Origin of the sequence: Tessaracoccus sp. MC1627, from assembly GCF_014164725.1 — a bacterium.
Classification (GTDB): domain Bacteria; phylum Actinomycetota; class Actinomycetes; order Propionibacteriales; family Propionibacteriaceae; genus Arachnia.
The window spans coordinates 336,648-361,781 of record NZ_JACJGA010000004.1 but is presented as its reverse complement, the minus strand read 5'-3'; the positions used below and the strand labels follow the sequence as shown (position 1 = coordinate 361,781).

The following is a 25,134-nucleotide window of genomic DNA, read 5'->3' as shown; positions in this document are numbered from 1 at the left end:
CCGACTCCACCCCTCAGGAGCACCTCTATGTTTGAGAAACTCGGCCTCGCGCTCGGCGCGGTCGCGGTGGGTGTGCTGGGCGCAGTTGCGCTGTTCTGGCTGTTGAACAAGGCGTGTGAGCTTCTCCCGAAGAAGTGGGAGCTCCGCCTCAAGCCCTATGCGCTGCTGTTGCCGGCCTACGCCGCGATCGGCATCTTCCTCCTCTATCCCGCCGCGGAGACAGTCATCGCCAGCTTCCGGCGCGGCCGCAACGGCCGGCTGATGGAGTTCGTCGGCCTCGACAACTACACTGCCCTCTTCACTGATCCCAGGTTCATCAACACCCTGATCAACAACGTGCTGTGGATCATTGTGGCCCCGGCAGCCATTGTTGCCGCGGGTCTGCTGGTCGCCGTGCTGGTGGACAAGCTGAAGCCCATGGCGGAAAAGACTGCCAAGTCCATCATCTTCCTGCCCATGGCGATCTCGATGGTGGGCGCCGCAACCATCTGGAACCTGGTCTACGCCTGGCGTCCCGAGGGATCGTCCCAGGTGGGTCTGCTCAACGCGATCCTCGTGGGGTTGGGCGGGTCCCCCCAGACCTGGTTGCAGATTGACGCCGTCAGGTTCAACACCTTCCTGCTCATGGTGGTCTACATCTGGACCCAGGTGGGCTTCGCCATGGTGCTGCTCTCGGCCGCGCTCAAGGGCGTTCCGGAGGACACCATCGAGGCCGGCCGGATCGACGGCGCCTCGGAGACCGCCATCTTCTGGCGGATCATCCTCCCGCAGGCGTGGCCCACGGTGATCACGGTGTTCATCACCGTGCTCATCGGCGTCATGAAGATCTTCGACATCGTTTACTCGATGACCAACGGCAACTACAACACCAACGTGCTGGTCAACGGGTTCTATGCGTCCCTGTTCCGGAATGGTGATCCCGGCACGGCCTCAGCCATCGTAGTGATCCTGATCATCGCCATCATCCCGGTCCTGGTATACCAGGTCCGCCAGTTCCGGCTCCAGGAGGCGAACTCATGACCACCGTAGTGGCCCCGAAGAAGGTCAAGACCAAGCGTGGTGAGGAATCGGGCCGGTCGGTGGGCTCGGGGAAGTTCCTGTGGGTGATCGAGTCACTGGTCGTGATCATGTGCCTGCTGTGGCTCATCCCCACCATCGGCCTCCTACTGACCTCGCTGCGCCCGCGCTCCGAGGCCAACGCCAACGGGTGGTGGAACGTGTTCGCCAACCCCGCTCAGATCACGATCGACAACTACCGCGAAGTGATGACCACGGGCGCCATCCCCTTCGGCGACGCGTTCATCAACTCGATGACGGTGGCCATCCCGGCGACGATCATCCCCATCCTCATCGCCGCGTTCGCCGCATACGTGTTCACGTTCATGGAGTTCAAGGGTCGTGACGTGTTGTTCATCGTCATCGTCGGCCTCCTCGTGGTGCCCAACGCGGTGTCGTTCGTGCCCCTGTCCATCATCTTCCAGCAGCTCGGCATCAACGGTCAGTTCGCCACAGTGTGGCTAGCGCACACAGGCTTCGGCATGCCGCTGGCTGTCTACATCCTGCGCAACTACATGGCGTCGTTGCCGAAGTCGGTGGTGGAGTCCGCCGAGATCGACGGCGCGTCGCACTGGCAGACGTTCTGGCGGCTGATCATCCCGATGTCGATGCCGGCACTGGCCTCGTTCGCGATCTTCCAGTTCCTCTGGGTCTGGAACGACCTCCTGGTGGCGCTGATCTTCCTCGGGCAGGGCGAGAACGCGGTGCTCACCATTGCCTTGGCCGGAGTCCTCGGCACACGAGGCGAGAACTGGCACCTGCTCACCGCTGGCGCCTTCATCTCGATGATCCTTCCGCTCGTCGTGTTCTTCGCGCTCCAGCGCTACTTCGTCCGGGGTCTCACCTCGGGCGCCGTCAAGGGCTGACCCTACCGCGGGCCGGTGGCATCGTCACCGGCCCGCGGTAGCCTTCACTACCGTGCTCGTCGTCACCCGATTCTCCGCCCCAGGCCCCCACTTCGTCGCCGAAGCCCGGTCCGTCATCGACTGGTGGGCCGCGCGCCCGGGCTGCCTAGCCATGGAGCTGGTGCGAAATCTCGACGATCCAGATCTCTTCGCCCTCGTGAGTCGATGGGCCAGCGTGGGCGAGTACCGCCGCTCGTTCAACGGCTACGAGGCAAAGATGATCCTCACCCCCCTGTTGTCCCGCGCGGTCGACGAGCCGAGCGCCTATCTACCCGTCGACGAGGTGGGCGACAACCGTCCGCGCGGCACTTACTGAACGCCGCGCGGCACCAACTGAACCCAGGGAGTCCATGATGAACACCCGACTTCTTCTCACCGCCCAGGGTGTCTCGCTTGCGGTGATGGTGGCCGAGTCGCGAATGCCCGAGGTCGTGCACTGGGGCCACGAGCTTCAACCCCTCACCACGGACCAGTTCGACTCTCTCGCCCTCGCCAACGTGGTCCAGGTGGGGCCGAACAACCCGGATCTCCCGCCCCGCTTCGGCATCCTGCTCGAGGGGCGCTACGGGTGGGCGGGCCGGCCCGGTCTGGTCGGGTCCCGGGAAGGCCGGGACTGGACCCCCGACTGGGCTGTCACCGACATCCTGGTTGATGGACGCCCTGCGGAGCCGCTGGAACACCTGGGGCCTGCCACCGTCGAATTCCATGCGCACTCGGCCACATCGCGGCTCAACCTGACGATCACGCTCGAACTCACTCCCGAGGGCCTCATCCGGTTGCGTGGGGAGGTGACCAACCTCGATGAGGCTCCGTTCGCGGTCGAGGAGCTCACCCTCGCGATGCCCGTGCCCAGCAGGGCATCGGAGCTGTTCGACTTCGCTGGACGCTGGGGCGTGGAGCGGTTCCCTCAGCGGCGAGAGTTCACCGTCGGCCAGCATCGGCGGGAGGGCCGGCACGGGCGGACCGGGGCCGATGCCGCCTACGTTCTGCACGCCGCGACACCCGGACTTGGCTTCCGCGCCGGCGAGGTGTGGTCCGTCCACACGGCCTGGAGCGGGAACCATCTCCACGTCGCGGAGCGGGACTTCATCGGGCATCAGGTCCTCTCCGGCGGGGAACTCCTCCTGCCCGGCGAGGTGGTTCTCGGTGCCGGCGAGAGCTACCGCACGCCATGGCTGTTCTTCAACTACGCAGACGGGCTAGACGCCCAGGCCGATCGCTTCCACGCCTGGCTTCGGGCACTGCCCCACGCCCCGTCCGCTGAGAGGCCCGTGACGCTGAACGTCTGGGAGGCCGTCTACTTCGATCACGACGCCACCCGCCTCATCGATCTCGCCGAACGCGCGGCCGCCCTCGGCGTGGAGCGCTACGTGCTCGACGACGGCTGGTTCGGGGCCCGTCGCGACGACCATGCTGGCCTGGGAGACTGGGTGGTCTCGCCCGACGTGTGGCCGGATGGCCTCCACCCGCTCGTCGACCGGGTCAAGAACCTCGGGATGGAGTTCGGGCTGTGGTTCGAGCCCGAGATGATCAACCTGGACTCGGATCTGGCGCGGGCGCATCCCGACTGGATCATGCAGCCCGCCGGGCGGCTGCCCGTCGAGGCCCGCCAGCAGCACGTCCTCAACCTGTCGATCGACGGCGCGTGGCGACACGTCTTCTCCCAGATGAGCGCCATCCTGACGGAGTACCGGATCGATTACGTCAAGTGGGACCACAACCGCGATCTCATCGACGCGGGGACGGCGCCGCACGGGGAGCCGGCCGTCCACGCCCACACCGTCGCCTACTACCGGCTCATCGATACGCTCCGGCACCTCCACCCCGATGTCGAGTTCGAATCGTGCAGCTCCGGAGGCGCACGGGTGGACCTGGAAGTGATGCGCCGGGTTGAGCGGGTCTGGGTCTCCGACGTGATCGACCCCCACGAGCGCCAGCGGCTCCTGACATGGACGAGCCAACTGCTTCCTCCGGAGTTTCAGGGCAGTCACATAGCGTCCGGCCGTTCCCACAGCACGGCGCGCTGGCACGATATCGACTTCCGCGCCGCGACCGCCGTTTTCGGCCACCTCGGCATCGAATGGGACCTGGCACAGGCGACCGAGGAGGAGCTCGGGCAGCTGCGGTGGTGGATCGACTGGTACAAGGCCAACCGTGGGGTGCTGCTGGGCGGCCGCCAGGTGCGGGTGGACATGCGGGAGCCCGAGTGCTATTTCAAGGGTGTGGTGACACCCCGCAAGTCCATCTTCTCGTTGTCGGTGCTTGCGGCCAGCCCGGTGGTCAGCCTCGGTGTTCTACAGTTCCCCGGCCTCGACCCCGAGGCCACCTATCGCGTCACCGTCATCGACCGTCAGCTCGTGCCGGCGATCCACATCGTGCCCTGGGAGGCCGCCGAGGCGCCGCTGGTGCTTCCCGGGCATGCACTGATCCACGCCGGCATCCGGGCCCCACAGATGCAGCCGGACACCGCGGTGATATTCGAGCTCGACCGGCTCTGACATGGCGCCGTGGCCGCTGGACCCCACCACCCGCAGCGTCGCGTTGGCCGTCCTGCGCCACGGCCCGATCTCCCGGGCCGAGGTGGCGCGGCTGCTGGGGCTGTCGTCGGGGTCTCTGACGAGGATCACCAAGCCGCTGATCGAATCGGGGGTTCTCGAGCAGGGGGCTCCGTCGGCGTTCGAGATCGGCCGGCCGCCCCTGCCGCTCAGGATCGTCGACGAGTCGGCCCGATTCCTGGGCATCAAGATCGTCCCCGGGCATGCGTGGGTGGTGGGGACAGGACTGGCGGGGGAGATGCACCACTCCGAGGAGGTGGACATGGACACGGCCACCCTGGAGTCGACCGCTCAGGTGTTGGCCGGCGTGGTGCGGCGATACCCAGGCGTGTCTGCGGTCGGAGTCTGCCTGCCCGCCTCCGTCGAACCCCACGGGGTGCTGCACGCCACGCGGATGCTCGGCTGGCCCGGCGGCGGGAACCTGGCCGCACGGCTGATCCAGCTCACCGGAGTGGACTGCGCCACCATCAACGACATCGACGGGTTGACCCTGTTCCAGCACTGGTTCGGTGCCGGACGCGGACTGACCCAGTTCGCCGTGGTCACGTTCGGGTTGGGGGTCGGCTGCGGCGCCGTGGTGGACGATTCGCTGCTGCTGGGGCGCCAGGGCGCCGCGACCATTCTGGGGCGTCTCTGGCTTCCCGACGGTCGTGTCTTCGGTGACGTCCTGTCGATGGCTGCCGTCGAAGCGGCGGCCGAAGCCCTCACGGGACGCAGCCTGACCTTCGAGGAGGCGCTGGTGGAGGCGGATGCCCGCCCGGCTGTCGAGGATGCCGCGCAGGCGATCGGGTGGCTGGTGCGGGCCGCTGCGATCGCGTTCGCCCCGGAGCGGATCCTCGTGACGGGGGAGGGGATCGACCTGCTCGGGGGATCCCTGGACACCGTCACCAGGGTGCTCGAGTCCGACTGGCGCGAGGACCTCGAAGTGCCCGAGTTGGTGCTGCAGCCGCTGGACTTCCGCGATTTCGCGCGCGGTGCGGCGGTGGCCGCCATCAGACTGCGGTTCACGGCGCCGACCTGACGTAGGCTGGGTGGCCGCCGACGTACCCCAGGAGTCACATGCCCGCGATCTCGCCACTTCGCCTGCACGCGCCCAGCCGTCCCGACGCCGTCGTCGTCGAGCTGCCCGTGGTCCTCGCGCCGATGGCCGGGGTCACCAACGCGGCCTACCGGCAGCTGTGCCGGGAGCAGGGCGCTGGCCTGTACGTGTGCGAGATGATCACGTCACGAGGCCTGGTGGTCGGCGACCCGAAGACCCGCGCCATGCTGCAGTTCGACCCGGGCGAAGTGACCCGGTCCGTGCAGCTCTACGGTGTCGACCCTGGGGTGATGGCTGAGGCGGCCCGGATCCTGGCGCGGGACTACGCCGTGGCCCACATCGACCTCAACTTCGGCTGCCCGGTACCGAAGGTCACCCGCAAGGGTGGCGGAGGCGTGCTCCCCTACAAGAGGGACAGGCTGCGCGCCATCGTGCGCGAGACGGTCCGCGCCGCCGACGAGTTCGGCGTCCCCGTCACCATCAAGACCCGGATCGGCATCGACGGCGAGCATGAGACCTTCCTCGACGCCGGGCGGATCGCCCAGGAAGAGGGGGCTGCCGCCATCGCCCTGCACGGGCGAACCGTGGCGCAGGCCTACTCCGGTGAGGCGGACTGGTCCCGGATCGCCGAGCTGGTGGCGGCCGTCGACATTCCGGTCCTCGGAAACGGAGACATCTGGGAGGCGGAGGACGCGCTGCGGATGATGGACGAGACGGGCTGCGCAGGGGTGGTGGTGGGCCGCGGCTGCCTGGGTCGGCCATGGCTGTTCGGCGACCTGGCCGCGGCCTTCGGCGGCGAGGAACTGCGGCACCGGCCCACGCTGGGTGAGGTGGGAAGGACGCTGACGCGCCACGCCGAGCTGCTCACAGGATACGTCGGCGAGCGGCACGCATTGACGGACCTGCGCAAGCACATGGCCTGGTACTTCAAGGGCTACCCCGTGGGGGAGCTGCGCCGCCGGTTCGCGATGGTCTCGACGCTCGACGAGCTTCGCGACCTCGTATCCCAGCTCGACCACGACGCGGGGTTCCCCGAGACGGAGCTGGGTACTGCCCGTGGGCGGCAAGGGTCGCCACGGGCTCGGGTGGTGGTGCCGTACGGTTGGTACGACGACACCTCCGGGTGTGAGCTGGATCTATCTGACGCCGAGATCGGCGTGAGCGGAGGATGACCGTGGCGGAGCCGCAGGACGAGACGACCAACGAGCCGCGCAAGAAGCTGCCGATCTGGGCGCAGATCGGGCGCGTCGTTGCGCTTCTCGGCGTCCTGGTTCTGTTCGTCAGCGCCTATTTCGTCTCGACCACCACCGGTGTCGAGGCCGGGGAATGGGAGCGGATCGGCAGCAGCGCCTTCGGCATCGCGGTGATGGGTGTCGCGATGCTGTTCCTCGGCCGCGCCCAATCGCGAAAGTAGACCCCAGCGGGGACGGCCGTGACCGCGTCGTTATTCTGAGGCAATCGCTGGCCCCCCCGGGCCGGCCCGGTCCCAGGAGGTCCCCATGGGCGAAACGGCAACGATCATCATCGACGGGGTGAGACACGAACTCCCCGTCGTCACCGGGACAGAGGGCGAGCGGGCGATCGACATCTCGTCGCTGCGCGCTTCCACCGGGCTCATCACGCTCGACGACGGCTACGGCAACACCGGCTCCTGCAAGTCCGCCATCACCTTCATCGACGGGGAGGCGGGGATCCTGCGCTACCGCGGCATCCCGATCGAAGACCTGGCGCAGCGCTCGAGCTTCATCGAGACCGCCGAGCTGTTGATCTTCGGCCGTCTGCCGGACGAGGATGAGCGGGCGGAGTTCCGTCATCTGCTCACCGAGAACGCCGCGCTGCACCGCGACATGCGCAAGCACTTCGACGGGTTTCCCGCCACGGCCCACCCGATGGCCATTCTGTCGGCGATGATCAATGCGCTGCAGACCCATGAAGTGCATGAGGCGCAGTTCACGGACGCTCAGCGCTTCAAGTTGGCGGCGGCAGGGCTCATCGCCAAGACCCGCACCATCGCGGCGGCCTCGTACAAGTCCCACATCGGCCAACCCATCGCCTATCCCCGCTACGACATGAACTATGCGGAGAACTTCCTCCACATGATGTTCTCGGTGCCCTATCGGGACTACGAGGCCACGCCCGAGGTGGCGCACGCGCTCAACATGTTCCTCGTCCTCCATGCCGATCACGAGCAGAACTGTTCCACGTCGACGGTGCGCATGGTCGCGTCGGCGGGAGCGAGCATGTTCTCCTCGGTCTCCGCCGGGGTCAACGCCTTGTGGGGCCACCTGCACGGCGGGGCGAACATGGGCGTCATCGAGATGCTCGAGCACCTGCGAGACACCGGGATGAAGCCCCAGGACTACATCAACCGGGTCAAGGATCGCTCGTCCGGGGTCAAGCTGATGGGCTTCGGGCATCGCGTCTACCGCAACTTCGACCCCCGGGCCATCATCCTCAAGGCTGCCGCAGACGAACTGCTCGACAAGATGCACATCACCGATCCGCTGCTCGACATCGCACGCGAGGTTGAGCAGGCAGCGCTGGCCGACGACTACTTCGCCTCGCGTCGGCTGTACCCCAACGTCGACTTCTACTCGGGCATCATCCTGCGCGCCATCGGGATCCCGCTGGACATGTTCACGGTCATGTTCGCCATCGGCCGCACCCCCGGGTGGATCGCGCACTGGAAGGAAGTCTCCGAGAACCCGGCGCAGCGGATCTACCGGCCGCGTCAGGTCTACGTGGGCAACCAGGTCTCCGAGTGGGTGCCGCGGTCCGAGCGCTGAGGTAGGTACGGTTGGGAGACCATGGACACACCGCTACCGCGCACCAGGCTCTGGGCCTCAACGATGCAGGGTCACGGCGAAGGGGTGATCACGGCGCATGCCACGTCATCGGCACGCACGTCCGTCCGTGACCCCCGCCGTCGTGAGCGGCGCGAGGAGTTGGAGCGGCTCACGCTGGTACCCGAGGCGAGCTTCGCCGGTGGAGCCGGCAACCGGGCCCGTCCGGAGGAGCCGGATGAGCTCCGCACGTGCTTCGAACGCGACCGGGACCGCATCGTCCACTCGGCGGCCTTCCGGAGGTTGGCGGGCAAGACCCAGGTGGTGGTCTACCCCACTGACCATCAGCGCACCCGGCTGACCCACGCCCTTGAGGTGGCGCAGGCCGCCGTGGCGATGGCCCGCGGCATCGGGGCCAACGCGACACTTGCCGATGCCATCGCTCTGGGGCATGACTGCGGGCACGGCCCTGGTGGCCACGCGTCCGAGGACGCCTTCGACCAGTTCGTGCCAGGCGGCTACGACCACGGCCCTTGGGGCGCGGACGTGGTGCTGCGCCACCTCAACCTCACGGTGGAGACGTTGGACGGCATCCGCAACCACTCGTGGTCGCGTCCCGCACCGGCCACCCTTGAAGGCGAGATCGTCTCCTGGGCGGACCGGATCGCCTACTGTGCGCACGACCTGGAGGACGCAGTGTCGGCGGGGATTGTCACGCTCAGCGAGGTTCCGGAGGTGGTTCGCGAGGTGGCGGGTGTCACCCGGACCCGGCAGTTGGCCACCTTCATCAACGCCGTCATCGACACCACGGCCCGAACCGGGGTGGTCGGCATGGATCCGGCCAGCGCCGAGGCACTCGGTCAGCTGCGGCGTTTCAACTACGAGCGCATCTATACCCGCCCTGAGTCCGTGGCGCAGTCGCACACCGTGGTGCGGGTCCTGACGGACCTGGTGGAGTACTACCTCGCAGCGCCGTCGACGTTACCCGAGGAGTTCCGTGGCGACGATCTGCTCCGTGGCGTGGTCACCTATGTGGGCGGTATGACCGACCGGTTCGCCTTCGAGCAGGCGCGCCTCCTCCTCGGCTGGGACCCCGCGCAACTGCCTCGCGGTATCGGCCGCGGGGCCTGAGCAGGCAGCGGGTACAGTGGCCCCGTGGCGGGCCGGATCAATGACGAGGACATCGCGGCCGTCCGTGAGCGCAGCCGGATCGACGACGTGGTGGGCGGCTACGTGGCCCTCCGTAACGCAGGCGGGGGATCGCTGAAGGGGCTGTGTCCCTTCCATGACGAGAAGACGCCCTCCTTCACAGTGACCCCGTCACGCGGCTTCTACTACTGCTTCGGCTGCGGTGAGGGTGGGGACGTGATCACGTTTCTGCAGAAGCAGCAGAACCTCTCCTTCACGGAGGCCATCCAGGTGCTCGCGGACCGGGCGGGGATCGTGCTGAGGATCGAGGACGACGGCGGCCCGGGGCAGGTTCCAGGGCTGAGGAAGCGGATCCTTGAGGCCAACGAGGCCGCGCAGGAGTTCTACGCCGCCCAACTCGAGTCCGCCGAGGCGATCGAGGCACGGCACTTCCTCCACGGCAGAGGGTTCGACCGCGCCGTGGCGCAGCGGTTCCGCATCGGCTACGCGCCCCGGCACGGCGGGGCGCTGCGGCAGACGCTGCACTCCCAGGGGTTCGCGGATGACGTCCTCCACGCTGCGGGGTTGACCAGGCAGGGGGGGAGGGACTTCTTCGTCGGCAGGGTGCTGTGGCCGATCCGGGACTCCGCCCAGGCCGTCCTGGGCTTCGGGGCTCGACGGATCTATGACGACGACCGACTGCCGGCCAAGTACATCAACACCCCGGAGTCGCCGGTCTACAAGAAGTCGCACGTGCTCTACGGGCTGGACCTGGCGCGGCGCGAGATCGGACGAAAGGCCCAGGCGGTCATCGTCGAGGGGTACACCGACGTCATGGCGGCCCACATGGCTGGCGTGGAGACGGCCGTCGCGTCGTGCGGCACCGCCTTCGGCGACGATCATGCGCGTCTTCTCCAGCGTCTGATGGGCACGCAGGACGGGTTGCACGGCGAGGTGATCTTCACCTTCGACGGTGACAAGGCCGGTCAGGCCGCAGCGCTGAAGGTGTTCAAGGGCGACCAGAATTTCATCACCCAGACCTACGTGGCCGTCGAGCCGACGGGTCTGGACCCCTGCGACTTGAGGCTGCAGCAGGGCGATGCCGCGGTGCGCGAGTTGGTGGCGCGCCGGATACCGCTCTACCGCTTCGTGATGTCCAACATCGCCAAGAGCTACGATCTGGACCGCGCCGACGGGCGCCTCGGGGCCGCGCGGGAGGGTGCAGAGCTGATCGGCGCGATCCGGGACCAGTCCCTCGTCAACCAGTACCTGCGGGAGCTCGCCGGCGTGCTCGGCATGGATCTCGATGAGGTGCGCAGGGAGGCGTCCAGGGTCCGCCATCGGGGTGCCCCGGCCGAGCAGGTCGCGGCAGAGTCCCCCGAGAGGCGCGCTCCGGATCCGGAATGGCCGAGCCCGGACGACCCGGCGCTGCGCCTCGAGCGCGACACGCTGAAGCTGATGCTGCAGCACCCCACCACGTTCGATGCGGCGTGGAACGCGGTAGAAGCTGAGGACTTCACCCACCCCGGCTATGCGGCTGTGTTCCGGCTGCTCGCCTCGGTGGACTACGGCGATGCCTGGATCGACAGGCTCCGATCCCAGGCGCCCACTGATCTGGTCCGGCAACTGATCGTCGCGCTCATCGTCGAGCCGCTCCTCAGGGAGGCCGACGAGACGTATTCCCTCGCCCACACGGCGCGGCTCCGGCTGGCGCGGGTGAACCGCCAGATCGCCGATCTGAAGTCAAGACTCCAGCGCACCGACCCGGTGAAGGATCCCACTGGCCACCGCGCCCAGTTCGCCCACCTGACGGAGTTGGAGATGCGGCGCAAGGCGCTCCAAGCGGTTGGTTTGGGCTGAAGCGGCGCCACACCCCAGGGGGTACCTGACAAAGCCCGGATTGCATTGTCATGTCGCGTGTGCCTAAAGTCTCTTCATGTCGAGACACTGTTGTCTCATCGACCTTCAGGAGAATCATGTCCCAAGGCCGCACCGTGGATCCGCTGGATCCAGTCGATTCCAGAGCCGTGTACGTCGAGGTGTCCACGAGCCCCGACTACCTGGAACTACGTTCCAGTTTCCGTCGGTTCGCATTCCCCATGACCATCGCAGGTGTGGCGTCCTACTTCGTCTACGTCGTCGCGTCCATCTACGCCGTCGATTTCATGTCCTCGCCGTTCCTCGGGATGCGGGGTCTCAACACCGGCATCATGCTGGGGCTCTTCCAGTTCGTCGTGGTGTGGGTCTGGACCGCCATCTACGTCAACTACGCCAATCGCAGGTTGGATCCGCTGTCAGCCCGCATCAAGGAGCGCATTGTGAATGAGGGTGCGGCATGATGAGCCTGCTTGAGACCGCGCAGTACGGCAACCCGCTGATCAACATCGCCGTCTTCGCCATCTTCGTCGCCGCAACACTCGCGGTGGTCATCGTCGTAAGCCGCCAGAAGACCAAGGCGTCGGACTTCTACACCGGCGGGGCTCAGTTCTCCGGGCGCCAGAACGGGCTGGCCATCACTGGTGACTACCTGTCTGCCGCCGCATTCCTGGGCGTCACAGGCGCGATCGCCATCTATGGCTACGACGGACTCCTGTACTCGGTGGGCTTCTTCGTCGCTCTGCTGCTCGCGCTGTATCTGGTCGCGGAGCCGATGCGCAACACCGGCAAGTACACGATGGCAGATGTGCTCAGCTTCCGGATGAACCAGAAGCCGGTGCGCACCGCGGCCGCGACGTCCACCCTTGTGATCTCGTTCGTCTACCTGCTCGCGCAGATGGCTGGCGCCGGTGGCCTCGTCGCGCTGCTGCTGGGTGTGTCTGACAAGAACATGCAGGGCGTCGTGATCGCGCTCGTGGGCCTGCTCATGATCGTCTACGTCCTCATCGGCGGCATGAAGGGCACCACCTGGGTCCAGATGATCAAGGCCGTGCTGCTGGTCAGCGGCGCCGCGGTGATGACGTTCCTGGTGCTGATGGGAGAGGGCTTCAACCTTGATGCCCTGGCGCTCGGTGCTCAACAGGCGGCGCTGGACGCCACCACGGGCAATGGGATCGACCTTCTGCAACCCATGGCGCGCTACGGCGCCACTGAATGGACGAAGCTCTCCTTCCTGTCGCTGTCGATCGCCCTCATCGCCGGGCCGTCGGGGCTCCCACACGTGCTGATGCGCTTCTACACGGTCCCCACCGCGAAGGAGGCCCGCAAGTCCGCCGTGTGGGCCATCATCCTCGTGGGCGTGTTCTTCCTGTTCACGCTCGTTCTCGGCCTAGGCGCGGCCAAGCTCGTGGGACAGCAAGCCATCGTTGCGGCCCCAGGTGGCGCCAACTCCGCGGCGCCGCTACTGGCGCTGACCCTGGGCGGAGAGATCTTCATGGGCGTCATCTCCGGCATCGCCTTCGCCACCATCCTCGCGGTGGTGGCCGGGCTCACGATCACGGCCTCGGCGTCGTTCGCCCACGACGTCTACAACTCGATCCTCAAGGACGGCAAGGCGGACCCGGCGCAGGAGGTCCGGGTGGCGCGCTACACCTCCGTTGTGGTGGGGGTGCTGGCCATCCTCGGAGGCATCGTCGCCAACGGGCAGAACATCGCGTTCCTCATCTCGCTGGCGTTCGCGGTGGCTGCCTCGGCCAACCTCCCGTCGATCCTCTACACGCTGTACTGGAAGAGGTTCAACACCCGCGGGTCCGTGTGGTCGATCTACACCGGCCTGATCTCGGCCGTGCTGCTGATCGTCTTCTCGCCCGCCATCTCCGGCTCACCCACCTCCATGTTCGGCGAGAGCGTGGACTTCTCCTGGTTCCCGCTGGACAACCCGGCGCTGGTCAGCGTCCCGATGGCCTTCCTTGCAGGGTGGCTCGGGACGGTCACGTCGAAGCAGCGAGGCGACGAGGAGTTCGCGATCGAGATGGAGGTGCGCTCGATGACCGGCGCCGGGGCTGGTGAGGCGATCTCTCACTGAGGCCGGTGGTGCGATCCCCGTCGAGGAGGGCGCGCGCCTGCTCGATGGCCTCATGCTCCCAGCGGTGGACTGTTGATTGTGAGGCGCCCAGCCTGCGGGCCGTGTCCGCCAGGGTGAGCGCCTCACCGACAACGCCGAACCGGAGCTCCAGCACCCGACGATGTCGCCGACCGAGAAGTCCGAGGAAGTCCAAACCCACCGACTCAACCCTGGCGAAGCTGGCCTCGGTGGCGGGGTCCGCCGCCATGACGTCGTCGAGGCTCACCATTTTCACCATCGCGCGATGCGCGGCCGTGAGCGAGACGCCTGCAGCCTCGGCGGCCGCCGTCATGCCGATGCTGTTGCCGATGGATGCCTGGGTGTCCCGCTCCACTCCCGCGAGCCGAGCGGCCCGGCGGTCCGCGCGGCTGGCGGCGGGGCGCCCGATCCGGTGCCGGGCCCCTTCGGACAGTGCCCTCACCACGAACTCGAAGACGTAGGTGGTGAAGCGCACGGTGCGCGTGTAGTCGTAGCGCTGAATCGCCTCGGCAACGGCGACGCACCCGTCCTGGAACAGGTCCTCGGGCGGAAGGTCGTGGGTCGCGGCGATGCGCCTGGCCTGCTGCATGGAGATCTTCAGGCCGACGGCCCAGAACTGCTGCATGGCCTCCCTCCCCAGGCCGACGATCTGGCAGAGTTCGGCGTCTGGTCCGTGCAGCTCAAGAAGGTGCGCGGCATAGAGCCCCGCCTCCACCGCGCGTGCGCAGGCCAGGTCCTGCCCGGGGCCGAACCATGCATCGGGGAGTTGCAGTGCGTTGAAATCCATGGCCACAGCCTCGCTCCCTGGGGCTCCCGACTGCGGCCCCTGATCTGCGTTGTGGACAACTTCATACGGACAACACTTCTTATCCACACGGAGCACAATGGGGTCATGGAACTGTTCAACCGTCTCGACCCTGTCATCCTCGAGGGGCTCAACGAGGCCCTCGGGCACCGTGCCGACGTGCTGGCCCATGGGATGGGGGAGGGGGTGGTGCTGCTTGGCACACGGGCCCACCTTGCCCGACGCGTCGGTGACACGTGGCGGGTGTGGGGCTGGGAGGAGGTCGGCAGCGGCTCCTGGATCGGGGAGGCCGACATGTTCCGCTGGCGCACCGTCGAAGGTGAGAGGTTCGAAGCGCAGCTCACCGATCCGGGCAGGCTGCCTGAGCTGTTCCAGGAGCGCGTGCAGGCCTCCACCGTCGTGCAGAGCGTGGTGGACGGGACCAGGGGCCAGGTGCAGATCGTGGGGCGCAGGAGCCTGGGAGAGAATCCCAAGCTCCACTGGTACGCCGTGCCCGCCGGTGGTGCGGACCTGGAGGATCCCGCCACGCGGGCGGCCGTGGTCGCGGAGACAGACCGCCTTGCCACCGAGTACTTCTGAGGCGAGCGGCGAGCGGCGCGAGGCCGATTCGCACCACCTGGATCGATCTGCTAACGTACTTCAGGCGCGTGGGAAACCACCGTTCCCTGGTAGCTCAATTGGCAGAGCATTCGACTGTTAATCGAAGGGTTACTGGTTCGAGTCCAGTCCGGGGAGCCATGCGAAAGCCGCTCTGACTAGGTTAAACACTAGTCAGGGCGGCTTCTTCGTCGATAGGAGTGCGACATCCGGGCAACGTCCGTGGGCCAGGAAGGGTGCTCAGCTGAGCTCAGCCAGGTCCCCGAGGAATGCTTGGGCCCAATCGTCGATCGTGTGAGTCTCCACCTGCTTCTTCAGGGCGCGCATCCGCCGCTGGCGGGCACGCACCGTGTCCGTGGCCGCCTGCATCAGCGCGGACTTCATCCCGTTGAGGTCGTAGGGGTTGACGAGATAGGCCTGCTTCAGTTCCAGTGCGGCGCCCGCGAACTCGCTCAGCACCAGCGCGCCGCTGGTGTTGGGGTGGCAGGCCACGTACTCCTTCGCCACCAGGTTCATCCCGTCCCGAAGCGGCGTGACCACCATCACGTCAGCGATCCTGTACATGGCCGCCATGGTCGCCCGAGGGTAGCCGGCGTGCCTGTACACGATTGCGGGGCGCCCGACCCCTCCCACCTCCGAGTTGATCCGGCCCACCAGTTGGTCGATGTCGTCTCGCAGGCGCTTGTACTCCTCGACGCGTTCACGCGACGGTGTGGCCACCTGGACGAAGACGACATCCGACGGATCCAGCTTGCCTTCCGCGAACAGCTCACCCATCGCGCGGACCCTCTGCCGGAGCCCCTTGGTGTAGTCCAACCGGTCCACGCCCAGGAAGACCAGCTTGGGATGCCCCAACTCGTCGAGCAGCGACTCGGCCTCCGCGATCACTTCCGGGGAAGCGGCCAGGTCTGCGAAGCCCTGGGCGTCGATCGAGATCGGATAGGCGCGGGCTGCACAGCGATGGCCCGACGTCACGCGGACCGTGTCACGCTCAACCTTGTGTGTGGTGAGCCGGCGCACCAGCCGAAGGAAGTTGGCGGCGCCCCCGGGCACCTGGAAACCGATCAGATCCGCCCCGAGCAGCCCCTCAAGAATCTCCTTGCGCCACGGCAGCTGGGAGAAGATCTCCCCGGGCGGGAAGGGGATATGCAGGAAAAAGCCAATCCTCAGGTCTGGCCTCAACGCACGGAGCAGTTGCGGGACAAGTTGGAGCTGGTAGTCCTGGACCCACACCGTCGCTCCTTCGGCCGCAGCCTCTGCAGCCGCCTCCGCGAAGCGCTTGTTGACCGTCACGTAGGCGTCCCACCACTCCCGGTGAAACTCGGGAAAGGCCACCGTGTCGTGGTAGAGCGGCCACAGCGTGGCGTTGGAGAATCCCTCGTAGTACTCCTCGTGCTCCTCGGCGCTCAGCGGCACCGGCACGATGTCGTAGCCGTCGTGGGCGAAGGGTTGAACGGTTTCGTCCGCCGCGCCATGCCACCCCACCCACGCGCCACCCTGTTGGCGCATCACCGGTTCGAGGGCGGTGACCAGACCGCCTGGCGAGCTGCGCCAGTCGACTGACCCGTCGTCTCCTGTCACCCGGTCCACCGGAAGCCTGTTCGCGACGACGACAAAGCTGGCACGTTCCATCATGGTTCCTCCTCAACTCGCCCCCACCCTACCGAGCCCGACAGGGCATCGCTGCGTGGCAGAGTGGGTCCATGACGACCTGGCATGCACGAACCCCAGCCGCCCACGACTTCCTGGCCGCCGCAACAGCAGCCCCCGACTCGGTCCTTGTGGCCCTGGACTTCGACGGCACTCTTGCGCCCATCGTCGACGACCCTGAAACCTCGGCGATGCATCCCGAGGCCGCGGATGCGCTGGCCGGCCTGGGGCCGAAGGTCGGGCAGGTGGCCATCATCACCGGGCGTCCCGTGGCGAAGGTCCGCCAACTCGGACAGCTTGAGCGACGCGCCGGCCTGGGCGGGGTCATCGTGATGGGGCAGTACGGGGCAGAACGGTGGGATGCGCGTACAGGCGTCGAGACCCCGCCCGAAACGCCCCAGAGCGTCGCCGTGGCCACGGTGCAGATCGAACGGGCGCTGGCGGATCTCGGACTGCCAGGCGTGCACCTCGAGGACAAGGGGCAGGCGATCGGGATCCACGTGCGTCGTTGCCCGGACCCCACGGCCGCCTTCGCGACGCTGAAGCCCGTCGCCGCGGAGATCGCAGAGGCCAACGGACTGACCCTCGAGCCGGGCAAGCACGTCCTTGAGTTGCGCTCGTCCTCGATGACCAAGGGCGATGCGCTACGCGCACTCATCGAGGAGACCGGAGCCACCGTCGTGGCGATGTGTGGCGACGACCTTGGTGACCTCCCTGCCTTCGATCTGCTGCGGGAGTTGCGCGATGACGTTGTGACCACCTGCATCGTCGTGAGCGGATCCCACGAACTCCCCGCGTTGATCGACCATGCCGACGTGCTGGCGGACGGTCCCGCAGGAGTCGCGGCCTGGCTGGCCGCGTTGTCGCGGCACCTACCCTGATCAGCTTGGCCTGATCCGAACGTGGGGCGAGCGGGGCTCGAACCCGCGACCCGCGGATTATGAGTCCGCTGCACTAACCGGCTGTGCTATCGCCCCTGGGTCGCCCGCCAGCATATCGCGTGCCCGAGGCGAGGTTCAGAGACGAGGGTTCGGCGACGGGTCGCCCGGCCCTGACTCGTTGCCGCTGGGCTGATTCATCGACGGGCTCTGCGTGTAGGGCCCCGGGTCGTTCCCCGGGCTGCCCGACGGGCTCCCACTGCCATCGCCCTGGGACGGCGAGGCGGACTGAGGGCTGCCTGAGCCCGATCCTGAACCTCCGCTGCCCTCACCCATCGACGGGATGGGCTGAGGCGCGTTGACCGGCGGCTGATTCTGGAACAGCAGGATGGCCAGCAGCAGCGCCAGCGCCGTCAGGAGCGCCATGAGCAGGAATGACACCAGCACCGTGATCCACCCCGCGCGATCGGTACGGCCGGGCCAGGGGAGTGGCCACATGCGGGTGGCGCCCCGCTCGGTCCGGCTGATCCAATGAAGCCGGTAGTCCGGCCCCGCCGGCTCGCTGAGCGGCGGGATGCGGGACAGATCGACGGCGCGCAGCACGCGGTCTGCCTCGTGGACCGCCGCCAACGAGCCGTCGAAGGCGAGCGCGACCCACGGGGCCAGCGGGGGGTGCTGCGAAAGCTGAGGGTCGCCGCCCTCTTCCCGGAACCGGACGGACATGCGCCCCTCATGCTGCCCCTCTCCGCCTCGCGCCACCACGGTGTCGATGTGCATGGCGTTGACCTCGCCGGAGAAGCGTGCGCGAGCGGCAGCATCCGTAGCGGCGCCCGCAGACAGCAGAATCAGCAGCACCGAGTCGCCGCCGTCCTCGTGAGCGGCGAAGGCCGTGCCTGCCGGCGTCGCAGTGAGGCGCGAATCGAGCCAGAAATCGCCGACCCGGGCGGGATCGTCGTCCCGCAACGGATGATGGCCGGCCTTCGGGGCCGGCGCGGCGGGATCGTCGTGCGTGCTCATCGGTACCATCAAACCACGGTGCGCAAGAACGCTGCGCCACCCGATGCGCCTCCGTGAAGCCATGTGGGTGCTGTGACGGGGGCGCTATCGTTGAGCGCGGGTCACCCGAGCCAGAAGGAGTCACCGCGTGAGCACTACGCCGACGCAACACACGCAGCTGCCCCGCGATGTCGCGGACGCCGCGCGCCTGCTGGGTCAGGCGGTCAGCCAGGTGCAGCGCGTCATCGTCGGCCAGGAACACATGGTCCAGCAGCTGATGGTGGCCCTTCTTGCCAAGGGGCACTGCCTGCTCGAGGGTGTGCCCGGTGTGGCGAAGACACTGGCGGTGCGGTCGTTCGCCACGGTCGTGGGCGGAGACTTCGCCCGAGTTCAGTTCACCCCGGACCTGGTGCCCTCGGACATCGTCGGCACCCGGATCTACTCCGCCAAGTCCGAGAATTTCGAGATCGAGCTCGGTCCCGTGTTCGTCAATTTCGTGCTCGCCGATGAGATCAACCGCGCACCCGCGAAGGTCCAGTCGGCCATGCTCGAGCTGATGGCCGAGAAGCAGGTCTCGATCGGCGGAAAGACGTATCCGGCGCCCAAGCCCTTCATCGTGATCGCCACCCAGAACCCCATCGAGTCCGAAGGCGTCTACCCCCTGCCCGAGGCGCAGCGGGACCGCTTCCTCCTGAAGGTGGACGTGCCCTACCCGCGCGGCAACGAGGAACTGGAGATCCTCCGACGGATGAGCGTCAGCCCGCCTGAGGCGTCGCGTGTGTTGGATCCGAGCCTCGTCCGCCATCTCCAGGACATGGCGTCCAACGTCTTCGTCCACAATCTGGTGGCCGAGTACATCGTCCGTCTCGTCCTCGCCTCCCGCACCCCGGCCGAGTTCGGCATGCCGGACCTCACCGGCGTCATCCAGATCGGCTGCTCGCCGCGTGCCACGCTGGGCCTGGTCGCGGCCGCCCGCGCCCTGGCGCTCATCAACGGCCGCGACTATGTGCTTCCCACCGATGTCCAGGCCGTCGCCAAGGACGTGATGGCCCACCGCATCGTCCTCGGCTTCGACGCGGTCGCCGACAACATCAGCACAGCGGATGTTGTCGACCGGATCCTGGCGATGGTTCCCGCACCCACGCCCGTGTGGAGCGAGCAGCAACGGCAGGTGGCGCACGAGCAGCACGCGCACCAGCCCGGACGCAGCTAGGGAGGGCCCATGGCCCAACCCGGCTTCTCGTTCACCGGCCCACCCCCGCAGGGTCCTCCGCTGCCGCCTCCGGACAAGACCGGCGCGGAGTGGTCCGTCCTCAGGCCACCGGCAGGCCCGACCATCCCGTTGAGCAAGCTCGCCCCGGAGGCTGCGCTGCGCAGACTCGAGCTGACGATCGTGCGCCGGTTGGAGGGGTTCCTGCACGGCGACCACCTTGGGCTCCTGCCGGGCGCCGGGTCGGACACCAACGATGCGCGTGTCTACCAGCCGGGTCAGGACGACGTCCGCAAGATGGACTGGGCCGTGACCGCACGCACCACCGTCCCGCACGTCCGCGACACGATGGCGGACCGTGAGCTCGAGGTGTGGGCGCTCCTCGACGTGACGCCGTCGATGAACTGGGGCACCGAGGGGGTCACCAAACGGGACCTCGGGATCGCGGCCATCGCCACCATCGGCTTCCTCAGCCAGCGGATGGGGGACAGGTTCGGCGGCATGATGATGCTCCCGGACCGGGTCAAGCGGCTGCCCGCCCGCTCCGGCCGCACCGCGCTCTACGGGCTCCTGCGCAAGATGTTGACCGAGCCGATTGTGCCGGACCATGCACCCGGACAGCTTGAGCTGGCCGACGGCATCGAGCAGATGACCCGGTCGCAGCGCCGCCGCGGTATGAGGGTGATCGTCTCCGACTTCCTCACCCCCGGAGACGCCGAGCTAGACCCGGCCGTGCCGCCGCCGTGGGAGCGGGCCGTGCGGCGTCTCGCGGTGCGCAACCAGGTGCTGTGCGTCGAGGTGATCGACAGGCACGAGATGGAGTTCCCGGACGTGGGCGAGATGCTCATCCACGACCCCGAGACCTCGTTCTCCCGCTACGTCAATACCTCCGACGACGCGGCCAGGCGGCGAATGGACGCCGCGACAAAGGCGCAGCGTGAGCGCATCAAGGTGTCGCTGCGCCGCGCCGGAGCCGGCCACATCCAGCTGCGGACCGATCGCGACTGGGTGGCCGACATCGCCCGCTTCGTGCTCAACTACCGCCGGGTGGCAGGCATGCTGCATCAGCCACCCCAGGGGGTGAGCAAGTAGGTGATCCCGGACTTCCAGAACCCCGAGCGGTTGTGGACGCTGGCCCTGCTGCCGGTGCTCATCGTCGTGTACCTCATCCTGCTCCGCCTCAAGGGCCGGATCGCCCTGCGGTTCACCAACACCGGTGTCCTTGCCAGGGTCGTCGGGCATCAGCGCCGGTGGACACGGCACCTGGCAGTCGCAATGTCGCTGGCCTCGCTGGTGGCCCTCGGGCTTGCCTACGCCAACCCGTTGGGCACCGAGCGCCAGCCCCGCGAGCGCGCCACCGTGGTGATGGTCATCGACACGTCCTTATCGATGTCTGCTGAGGACGTGCCGCCGGACAGGCTCACCGCCGCGAAGGAGGCGGCCGTCAGCTTCATCCAGGAGATCCCGGACGCCTACAACGTGGCCGTCGTCGCGATGGACGCCAACCCCTCCATCGTCGTGCCGCCCACCACGGACCGGGGCGTCACCGAGCGTGCGATCAACTCGTTGGAGCTCGCGGATGGAACCGCGATCGGGGAGTCGATCACCTCCGCGCTCCGCGCCGTCGATCAGGCGCCCCCGGGCGACGCCGAGGACGAGCCCGCTCCCGCCATGATCGTGCTGCTCTCGGATGGCACCAACACCGAAGGGCCCCCGGCCGAAGGACCCACCGCCGAGGCGCAGGAACGGGGAGTCCCCATCTTCACCATTGCCTACGGCACGCAGAATGGGTTTGTGGACCTGGACGGGCAGCGAGAGAACGTGGCACCCGACACGGCTGCCCTGAAGGCGATCGCTGACGCGACGGGAGGGCGGGCCGTGGACGCAGACGACGCCGCGTCGCTGGTGGAGGCCTACCGTGACATCGGCTCGGTGGTGGGGTTTGAGGACGTGAAGAAGCCGATCACGGCCCAGTATGCGTTCTTCGCGCTGGGGTTCGCCGTCGTGGCTGCACTCGGCGCGGTCATGATGGCGGCACGGTGGCCACGATGATTCCCCTGGCGCTCGAGTTCATGCTGCCGCAGCGCCTGTGGGCGCTCCTGGTGATCCCCCTGATCGCGGTGCTCTATGTCGTGCTGTCGGGGCGGACCACCCACCGCCCCATGAGCAGCCGGCTGCGTCTGGTCGTGCCCAAGGACGCCGCCTGGAAGCGCCACGGGGCCGTGCTTCTCGCCCTCCTCAGCCTGGGAGCGCTCATCATCGCCTGGGCGGTCCCGAAGGATTATGTGGACAAGCCGCGGGACCGCGCCACCGTGGTGGTCGCCCTTGACGTGTCGTGGTCCATGGAAGCCGAGGACGTCGATCCCAACAGACTTGCCGCCGCTCAGGCTGGGGCCAAGGCGTTCATCGGCTCCCTGCCAGAGCGGTTCAATGTGGCACTTGTGACCTTCGCCGGCACCCCGAATGTCGCGGTGCCGCCCACGATCGACCGCGGCGTGATCGACCGAGCCATCGACGCTGTGGAGCTGGCCCCCTCCACCGCCGTCGGTGAGGGGGTGTACGCGAGCCTCGATGCGCTGAAGCTGGTGCCCCCGGACCCCGATGATCCAGAGGCGGTTGCGCCCGCTGCGATCGTGCTCCTCTCAGATGGTGCCACCAACATCGGCCGCTCCTCCTCGGGCGCCGCGGCGGCGGCAAGCGAGGCCGGGGTGCCCGTCCACACCATCGCGTACGGCACTGACAACGGCTTCGTCGAGCAGGATGGCCAACGCCAACGGGTGGCGGTGGACCACTACGAGCTCTCCGAGATCGCGAGGCTCTCAGGCGGAAAGAAGTACGCGGCTGAGAGCAGCAGCCAGCTGCGCGAGGTGTACGAGGCCATCCGCCAGTCCGTGGGCACCGAGAAGGTCCCCGCGGAGGTTACCGACCGCTACGCCGGATTGGCGATCATCTTCGCCGTCCTCGCGGCCCTGGGCGTCATCTCGTTGGGGGCGCGCTGGCCATGAGCATCGCGGAGCGGCTTGCCTCGGTACGCGCGGAGATCGACGACGCGTGCCGCGCCGCCGGCCGAGATCCAGCCGCCGTGCGGCTGCTTCCCGTGTCGAAGTACCACGGCCCGGATCAGATCCGCGAGGCCCACGCCGTGGGCTACAGCCTGTTCGGGGAGAACAAGGTGCAGGAGTTGGCGGCCAAACACGCGGAGCTGGCGGGTGAGGGAATCGGGTTCGCGGTGATCGGACACGTCCAGACCAACAAGGCCAGGGCCGTGGCGGAACTCGCCGCCGAACTGCATTCGCTCGACTCACTGCGGCTCGCGGAGGCCCTGCAGCGGCGCCTCGAGCAGCTGGGCCACCGCCTCCCGGTGTTGATTCAGGTCAACACCTCCCAGGAGGAGGCGAAGTTCGGCATCGCGTCCGAGGACGCCGTGAACTTCGCGCGTGAGCTGGCCGCATTCGACGCTCTTGAGGCGCGGGGACTGATGACGATGGCGGTCAACAGCCCGGACGTCTCGGCCGTGGCCGCCTGCTTCTCCAGCCTGGTGGAGGCGCAGTCCCGCATCCGTGACGCCGTGGGGGGAGGCTGGGACGAGCTGAGCATGGGCATGTCCAGCGACTTCCGCATCGCCATCGCCCACGGAGCCACCACTGTGCGTCTCGGAACCGCAGTTTTCGGTCCGCGCGGCTACTGAGGCAGGTTCTCGATCTCCAGGCGGGGGACATCCGGGCTCGCGGGCATGCCGAAGATCTGTTCGAGGAACGAGACCTGGGCCTCCAGGGACCGGCGCCTCGCAGCCAAGGTGCGGAATCCGTGGCCCTCACCGTCGAAGACAAGCAGCGCCACCGGTTGCCCGGCGGAGCGCACGGCCTCCGCCATCTTCCTCGCCTGTGTCGGTGGCACCACCTTGTCCTCCGAGCCCTGGAGGATCAGCATGGGGGTGCGCAGGTTCTCAAGGTGGTTGATGGGGGAGCGGTCCTCGTAGACGGACCGTCCCTCAGGCCAGGGGGCCACCAGCCCGTCGAGGTACCGCGACTCGGCCTTGTGCGTGTCGGTGGCCAGCGTTGGGAGGTACCCGATGCCGTAGCGGCTGATCCCGGCGGCGTAGATGTCCGTCGAGACAAGAGACTTCAAGGTGGTGAAACCGCCCGCGCTGCCGCCGGTGATGGCCACGCGATCCGGATCGACGTGTCCCGCCTCCACGAGGGCAAGCACCACCGCCTCCGCATCGGCCACGTCGAGCTCTCCCCATCGTCCACGGAGCCTGTCGCGGTAGACCCTCCCGAAACCCGTCGAGCCCGAATAGTTGACGTCAACGACGGCAAAGCCGCGCGAGACCCAGAAGGCGATGCCCGCGTCGTAGGCGCAGGTGGCCATCGACGTGGGGCCGCCATGGGTGTACACGATCAGCGGTGCCCTCTCGGCCTCCGGCAGGTACAGCCAGGAGTGCACCGGCCCCGCGGGGCCGTCGGCCCAGAACGCGATGGGGGACACGGCAGCAGGCTCGGGACTCGCCGCCCCCGCCACGTGGCTGATCGTTCCGTCGCGCAGGATGGAGACGAGGGTCGCAGGGCGATCCGTCCACTGGGCCACCACGTAGAGCGTCCCGTCCTGGGAGGCCACTGACTCGATGGCGGCCGTGCCCGGAAGCGGGTGGCTGACTTCTCCGGTGACGCTGTCCCACAGGGCCAGCTCGCCGCGGCCCTCGCGGAACACTACCGAGGCGACGACCCGATCCTCCACGACGGCTGCCGGCGGGGGAGTGAGCACCCAGGTGGGACCATCGCAGTCGTGGGCCACGCGCCATGCGGGTCCGCCCACCACCCGCCAGTTCCAGAACCCGGACGTGTCCTCACTGACGGCCAGCACCCCGTCGTCCAGCCACAGGGGGTGCTGCGTCGAGACCCCCGCGCGGCCGGCGACCGGGGCGGCGGCTGCGGTCTGCGTCAGAGGAGCCGACCACACCTCAGAGGTGTCCCAGCTCATGTCGGGATGGTTCCACTGATACCACGCCAGCAGCCCCGAGCGAAGAACCGGCCCGGCGTAGAAGTCTGCCCCCGTCGCGAGCACCCTGCCACCGTCGGGGTCGATTGAGGAGAGGGGGAGTGCGACGATCTCGGTGCGGGGCTCGGGTGAGGCCGAGTGGTCCTCACGCACCGCTACGGCGACGCCGTCCGCGAGGCTCAGGTGGAGGCCCCCGTAGACGAATGCGGTGCCCTGCTCCGTCAGCGGGCGGCGGCCGTCCCCGTCGTCGAACCAGATCTGCCCGGTGCGGTCGTCGCAGTACACCAGTGCGGCGCCGTCGGCCGCGTACGCTCCTCCGCCGTACTCCATCACCCGTGAACGGACCACGGAGTCAGGTGTGAGGTCCGTGACGACGCCCGCCGCCCAGCGACGCACCGTCACCCGGCCGTCCTCGGCGGCGATGGTCGCCAGCCAGTAGATGCCTGCGGCGGTGGCCTGCACCTGCGAGATGGCGTCGGGGACATTCAGCACGGCCTCAAGCGGCATGGGATCACGCATGGGGCCTTGTCTACCATGCCCCCCGCAGCAACCGGG

Annotated in this window: 23 protein-coding genes and 2 tRNA genes; 20 read left to right on the top strand and 5 right to left on the bottom strand. The window is 67.8% G+C overall.

The features are described from left to right. The first annotated feature begins 27 nt into the window (after window positions 1-27). The 12 genes from H5399_RS10215 (at window position 28) to H5399_RS10160 (ending at window position 13,427) form a co-directional block, all read left to right on the top strand. Window positions 28-1,020, top strand: a complete 993-nt coding sequence (locus H5399_RS10215; protein WP_182782927.1) for a carbohydrate ABC transporter permease — start codon at window positions 28-30, stop codon at window positions 1,018-1,020. Then, window positions 1,017-1,922, top strand: a complete 906-nt coding sequence (locus H5399_RS10210; RefSeq protein WP_182782926.1) for a carbohydrate ABC transporter permease — start codon at window positions 1,017-1,019, stop codon at window positions 1,920-1,922. The genes H5399_RS10215 and H5399_RS10210 overlap by 4 nt, the downstream gene beginning before the upstream one ends. Before the next feature lie 52 nt (window positions 1,923-1,974). Further along, window positions 1,975-2,277 (top strand): antibiotic biosynthesis monooxygenase family protein, encoded by a 303-nt coding sequence (locus tag H5399_RS10205; protein WP_182782925.1) that lies wholly within the window; start codon window positions 1,975-1,977, stop codon window positions 2,275-2,277. A 37-nt stretch (window positions 2,278-2,314) separates the two neighbouring features. Beyond that, window positions 2,315-4,459, top strand: a complete 2,145-nt coding sequence (locus H5399_RS10200; protein ID WP_182782924.1) for an alpha-galactosidase — start codon at window positions 2,315-2,317, stop codon at window positions 4,457-4,459. A 1-nt stretch (window position 4,460) separates the two neighbouring features. Next, window positions 4,461-5,537 carry an ROK family transcriptional regulator gene (locus H5399_RS10195; protein WP_182782923.1) on the top strand — a complete coding sequence of 359 codons (1,077 nt, stop codon included), beginning with the start codon at window positions 4,461-4,463 and terminating at the stop codon, window positions 5,535-5,537. 38 nt (window positions 5,538-5,575) lie between these two features. Further along, entirely contained in the window at window positions 5,576-6,727 is a 1,152-nt protein-coding gene (dusB, locus tag H5399_RS10190) for a tRNA dihydrouridine synthase DusB (protein WP_182782922.1), read from the top strand. A gap of 2 nt (window positions 6,728-6,729) precedes the next feature. Then, window positions 6,730-6,969, top strand: coding sequence for a hypothetical protein (locus H5399_RS10185; RefSeq protein WP_182782921.1), 240 nt, complete (start codon window positions 6,730-6,732; stop codon window positions 6,967-6,969). Window positions 6,970-7,054: 85 nt separating this feature from the next. Continuing rightward, the gene (locus H5399_RS10180) at window positions 7,055-8,341 is read left to right on the top strand and encodes a citrate synthase (RefSeq protein WP_182782920.1); all 1,287 of its coding nucleotides are present in this window, start codon (window positions 7,055-7,057) and stop codon (window positions 8,339-8,341) included. A gap of 63 nt (window positions 8,342-8,404) precedes the next feature. Further along, a complete protein-coding gene (locus tag H5399_RS10175; protein WP_182783111.1) occupies window positions 8,405-9,469 on the top strand; it encodes an HD domain-containing protein in 1,065 nt (354 codons plus the stop codon). 24 nt (window positions 9,470-9,493) lie between these two features. Then, complete coding sequence (dnaG, locus tag H5399_RS10170; RefSeq protein ID WP_182782919.1) at window positions 9,494-11,326, top strand: DNA primase; 1,833 nt, start codon at window positions 9,494-9,496, stop codon at window positions 11,324-11,326. A gap of 116 nt (window positions 11,327-11,442) precedes the next feature. Continuing rightward, window positions 11,443-11,805, top strand: a complete 363-nt coding sequence (locus H5399_RS10165; RefSeq protein WP_182782918.1) for a DUF485 domain-containing protein — start codon at window positions 11,443-11,445, stop codon at window positions 11,803-11,805. Continuing rightward, on the top strand, window positions 11,802-13,427 hold the full coding sequence (locus H5399_RS10160) for a cation acetate symporter (protein ID WP_220490941.1): 1,626 nt from the start codon (window positions 11,802-11,804) through the stop codon (window positions 13,425-13,427). The genes H5399_RS10165 and H5399_RS10160 overlap by 4 nt, the downstream gene beginning before the upstream one ends. Here H5399_RS10160 and H5399_RS10155 read toward each other — a convergent pair. Continuing rightward, window positions 13,333-14,232, bottom strand: a complete 900-nt coding sequence (locus H5399_RS10155; protein ID WP_182782917.1) for a sigma-70 family RNA polymerase sigma factor — start codon at window positions 14,230-14,232, stop codon at window positions 13,333-13,335. The two genes, H5399_RS10160 and H5399_RS10155, sit on opposite strands and share 95 nt — an antisense overlap. 105 nt (window positions 14,233-14,337) lie before the next feature. Between H5399_RS10155 and H5399_RS10150 the strand changes: the two genes are divergently transcribed. Together H5399_RS10150 and H5399_RS10145 are read left to right on the top strand one after the other, a co-directional pair. After that, window positions 14,338-14,829 (top strand): hypothetical protein, encoded by a 492-nt coding sequence (locus H5399_RS10150; protein WP_182782916.1) that lies wholly within the window; start codon window positions 14,338-14,340, stop codon window positions 14,827-14,829. Between the two features lie 83 nt (window positions 14,830-14,912). Next, window positions 14,913-14,988, top strand: a tRNA-Asn gene (locus tag H5399_RS10145). Window positions 14,989-15,087: 99 nt separating this feature from the next. On the opposite strand, the gene H5399_RS10140 is transcribed toward H5399_RS10145, so the two are convergent. Further along, window positions 15,088-16,482, bottom strand: coding sequence for a trehalose-6-phosphate synthase (locus H5399_RS10140; RefSeq protein ID WP_182782915.1), 1,395 nt, complete (start codon window positions 16,480-16,482; stop codon window positions 15,088-15,090). Window positions 16,483-16,550: 68 nt separating this feature from the next. Here H5399_RS10140 and otsB point away from each other — a divergent pair, with 68 nt between their 5' ends. After that, on the top strand, window positions 16,551-17,378 hold the full coding sequence (gene otsB, locus H5399_RS10135) for a trehalose-phosphatase (protein WP_182782914.1): 828 nt from the start codon (window positions 16,551-16,553) through the stop codon (window positions 17,376-17,378). Between the two features lie 22 nt (window positions 17,379-17,400). On the opposite strand, the gene H5399_RS10130 is transcribed toward otsB, so the two are convergent. Then, window positions 17,401-17,474, bottom strand: a tRNA-Ile gene (locus H5399_RS10130). 39 nt (window positions 17,475-17,513) lie between these two features. Beyond that, window positions 17,514-18,392 carry a hypothetical protein gene (locus H5399_RS10125; protein WP_182782913.1) on the bottom strand — a complete coding sequence of 293 codons (879 nt, stop codon included), beginning with the start codon at window positions 18,390-18,392 and terminating at the stop codon, window positions 17,514-17,516. Window positions 18,393-18,519: 127 nt separating this feature from the next. On the opposite strand from H5399_RS10125, the gene H5399_RS10120 reads away from it, so the two are divergent. The 5 genes from H5399_RS10120 to H5399_RS10100 are packed head-to-tail and all read left to right on the top strand — an operon-like array spanning window position 18,520 to window position 23,269. Beyond that, the gene (locus tag H5399_RS10120) at window positions 18,520-19,584 is read left to right on the top strand and encodes a MoxR family ATPase (protein ID WP_182782912.1); all 1,065 of its coding nucleotides are present in this window, start codon (window positions 18,520-18,522) and stop codon (window positions 19,582-19,584) included. Window positions 19,585-19,593: 9 nt separating this feature from the next. Beyond that, window positions 19,594-20,673, top strand: a complete 1,080-nt coding sequence (locus H5399_RS10115; RefSeq protein ID WP_182782911.1) for a DUF58 domain-containing protein — start codon at window positions 19,594-19,596, stop codon at window positions 20,671-20,673. After that, complete coding sequence (locus H5399_RS10110) at window positions 20,674-21,633, top strand: VWA domain-containing protein (protein WP_182782910.1); 960 nt, start codon at window positions 20,674-20,676, stop codon at window positions 21,631-21,633. Further along, a complete protein-coding gene (locus H5399_RS10105) occupies window positions 21,630-22,586 on the top strand; it encodes a VWA domain-containing protein (RefSeq protein ID WP_182782909.1) in 957 nt (318 codons plus the stop codon). The genes H5399_RS10110 and H5399_RS10105 overlap by 4 nt, the downstream gene beginning before the upstream one ends. Continuing rightward, on the top strand, window positions 22,583-23,269 hold the full coding sequence (locus H5399_RS10100) for a YggS family pyridoxal phosphate-dependent enzyme (protein WP_182782908.1): 687 nt from the start codon (window positions 22,583-22,585) through the stop codon (window positions 23,267-23,269). The genes H5399_RS10105 and H5399_RS10100 overlap by 4 nt, the downstream gene beginning before the upstream one ends. Here H5399_RS10100 and H5399_RS10095 read toward each other — a convergent pair. Beyond that, window positions 23,263-25,098, bottom strand: coding sequence for a S9 family peptidase (locus H5399_RS10095; protein ID WP_182782907.1), 1,836 nt, complete (start codon window positions 25,096-25,098; stop codon window positions 23,263-23,265). The two genes, H5399_RS10100 and H5399_RS10095, sit on opposite strands and share 7 nt — an antisense overlap. Window positions 25,099-25,134 lie beyond the last annotated feature (36 nt).

Bases quoted from the DNA above. Each gene is read 5' to 3' on its own strand.
- H5399_RS10125 (WP_182782913.1), bottom strand. From the start codon at position 18,392: ATGAGCACGCACGACGATCCCGCCGCGCCGGCCCCGAAGGCCGGCCAT.
- H5399_RS10140 (WP_182782915.1), bottom strand. From the start codon at position 16,482: ATGATGGAACGTGCCAGCTTTGTCGTCGTCGCGAACAGGCTTCCGGTG.
- H5399_RS10160 (WP_220490941.1), top strand. From the start codon at position 11,802: ATGATGAGCCTGCTTGAGACCGCGCAGTACGGCAACCCGCTGATCAAC.
- H5399_RS10100 (WP_182782908.1), top strand. From the start codon at position 22,583: ATGAGCATCGCGGAGCGGCTTGCCTCGGTACGCGCGGAGATCGACGAC.
- H5399_RS10180 (WP_182782920.1), top strand. From the start codon at position 7,055: ATGGGCGAAACGGCAACGATCATCATCGACGGGGTGAGACACGAACTC.
- H5399_RS10115 (WP_182782911.1), top strand. From the start codon at position 19,594: ATGGCCCAACCCGGCTTCTCGTTCACCGGCCCACCCCCGCAGGGTCCT.
- H5399_RS10210 (WP_182782926.1), top strand. From the start codon at position 1,017: ATGACCACCGTAGTGGCCCCGAAGAAGGTCAAGACCAAGCGTGGTGAG.
- H5399_RS10195 (WP_182782923.1), top strand. From the start codon at position 4,461: ATGGCGCCGTGGCCGCTGGACCCCACCACCCGCAGCGTCGCGTTGGCC.
- otsB (WP_182782914.1), top strand. From the start codon at position 16,551: ATGACGACCTGGCATGCACGAACCCCAGCCGCCCACGACTTCCTGGCC.
- H5399_RS10175 (WP_182783111.1), top strand. From the start codon at position 8,405: ATGCAGGGTCACGGCGAAGGGGTGATCACGGCGCATGCCACGTCATCG.
- H5399_RS10215 (WP_182782927.1), top strand. From the start codon at position 28: ATGTTTGAGAAACTCGGCCTCGCGCTCGGCGCGGTCGCGGTGGGTGTG.
- H5399_RS10165 (WP_182782918.1), top strand. From the start codon at position 11,443: ATGTCCCAAGGCCGCACCGTGGATCCGCTGGATCCAGTCGATTCCAGA.
- H5399_RS10095 (WP_182782907.1), bottom strand. From the start codon at position 25,098: ATGCGTGATCCCATGCCGCTTGAGGCCGTGCTGAATGTCCCCGACGCC.
- H5399_RS10150 (WP_182782916.1), top strand. From the start codon at position 14,338: ATGGAACTGTTCAACCGTCTCGACCCTGTCATCCTCGAGGGGCTCAAC.
- H5399_RS10200 (WP_182782924.1), top strand. From the start codon at position 2,315: ATGAACACCCGACTTCTTCTCACCGCCCAGGGTGTCTCGCTTGCGGTG.
- H5399_RS10105 (WP_182782909.1), top strand. From the start codon at position 21,630: ATGATTCCCCTGGCGCTCGAGTTCATGCTGCCGCAGCGCCTGTGGGCG.
- H5399_RS10155 (WP_182782917.1), bottom strand. From the start codon at position 14,232: ATGGATTTCAACGCACTGCAACTCCCCGATGCATGGTTCGGCCCCGGG.
- dusB (WP_182782922.1), top strand. From the start codon at position 5,576: ATGCCCGCGATCTCGCCACTTCGCCTGCACGCGCCCAGCCGTCCCGAC.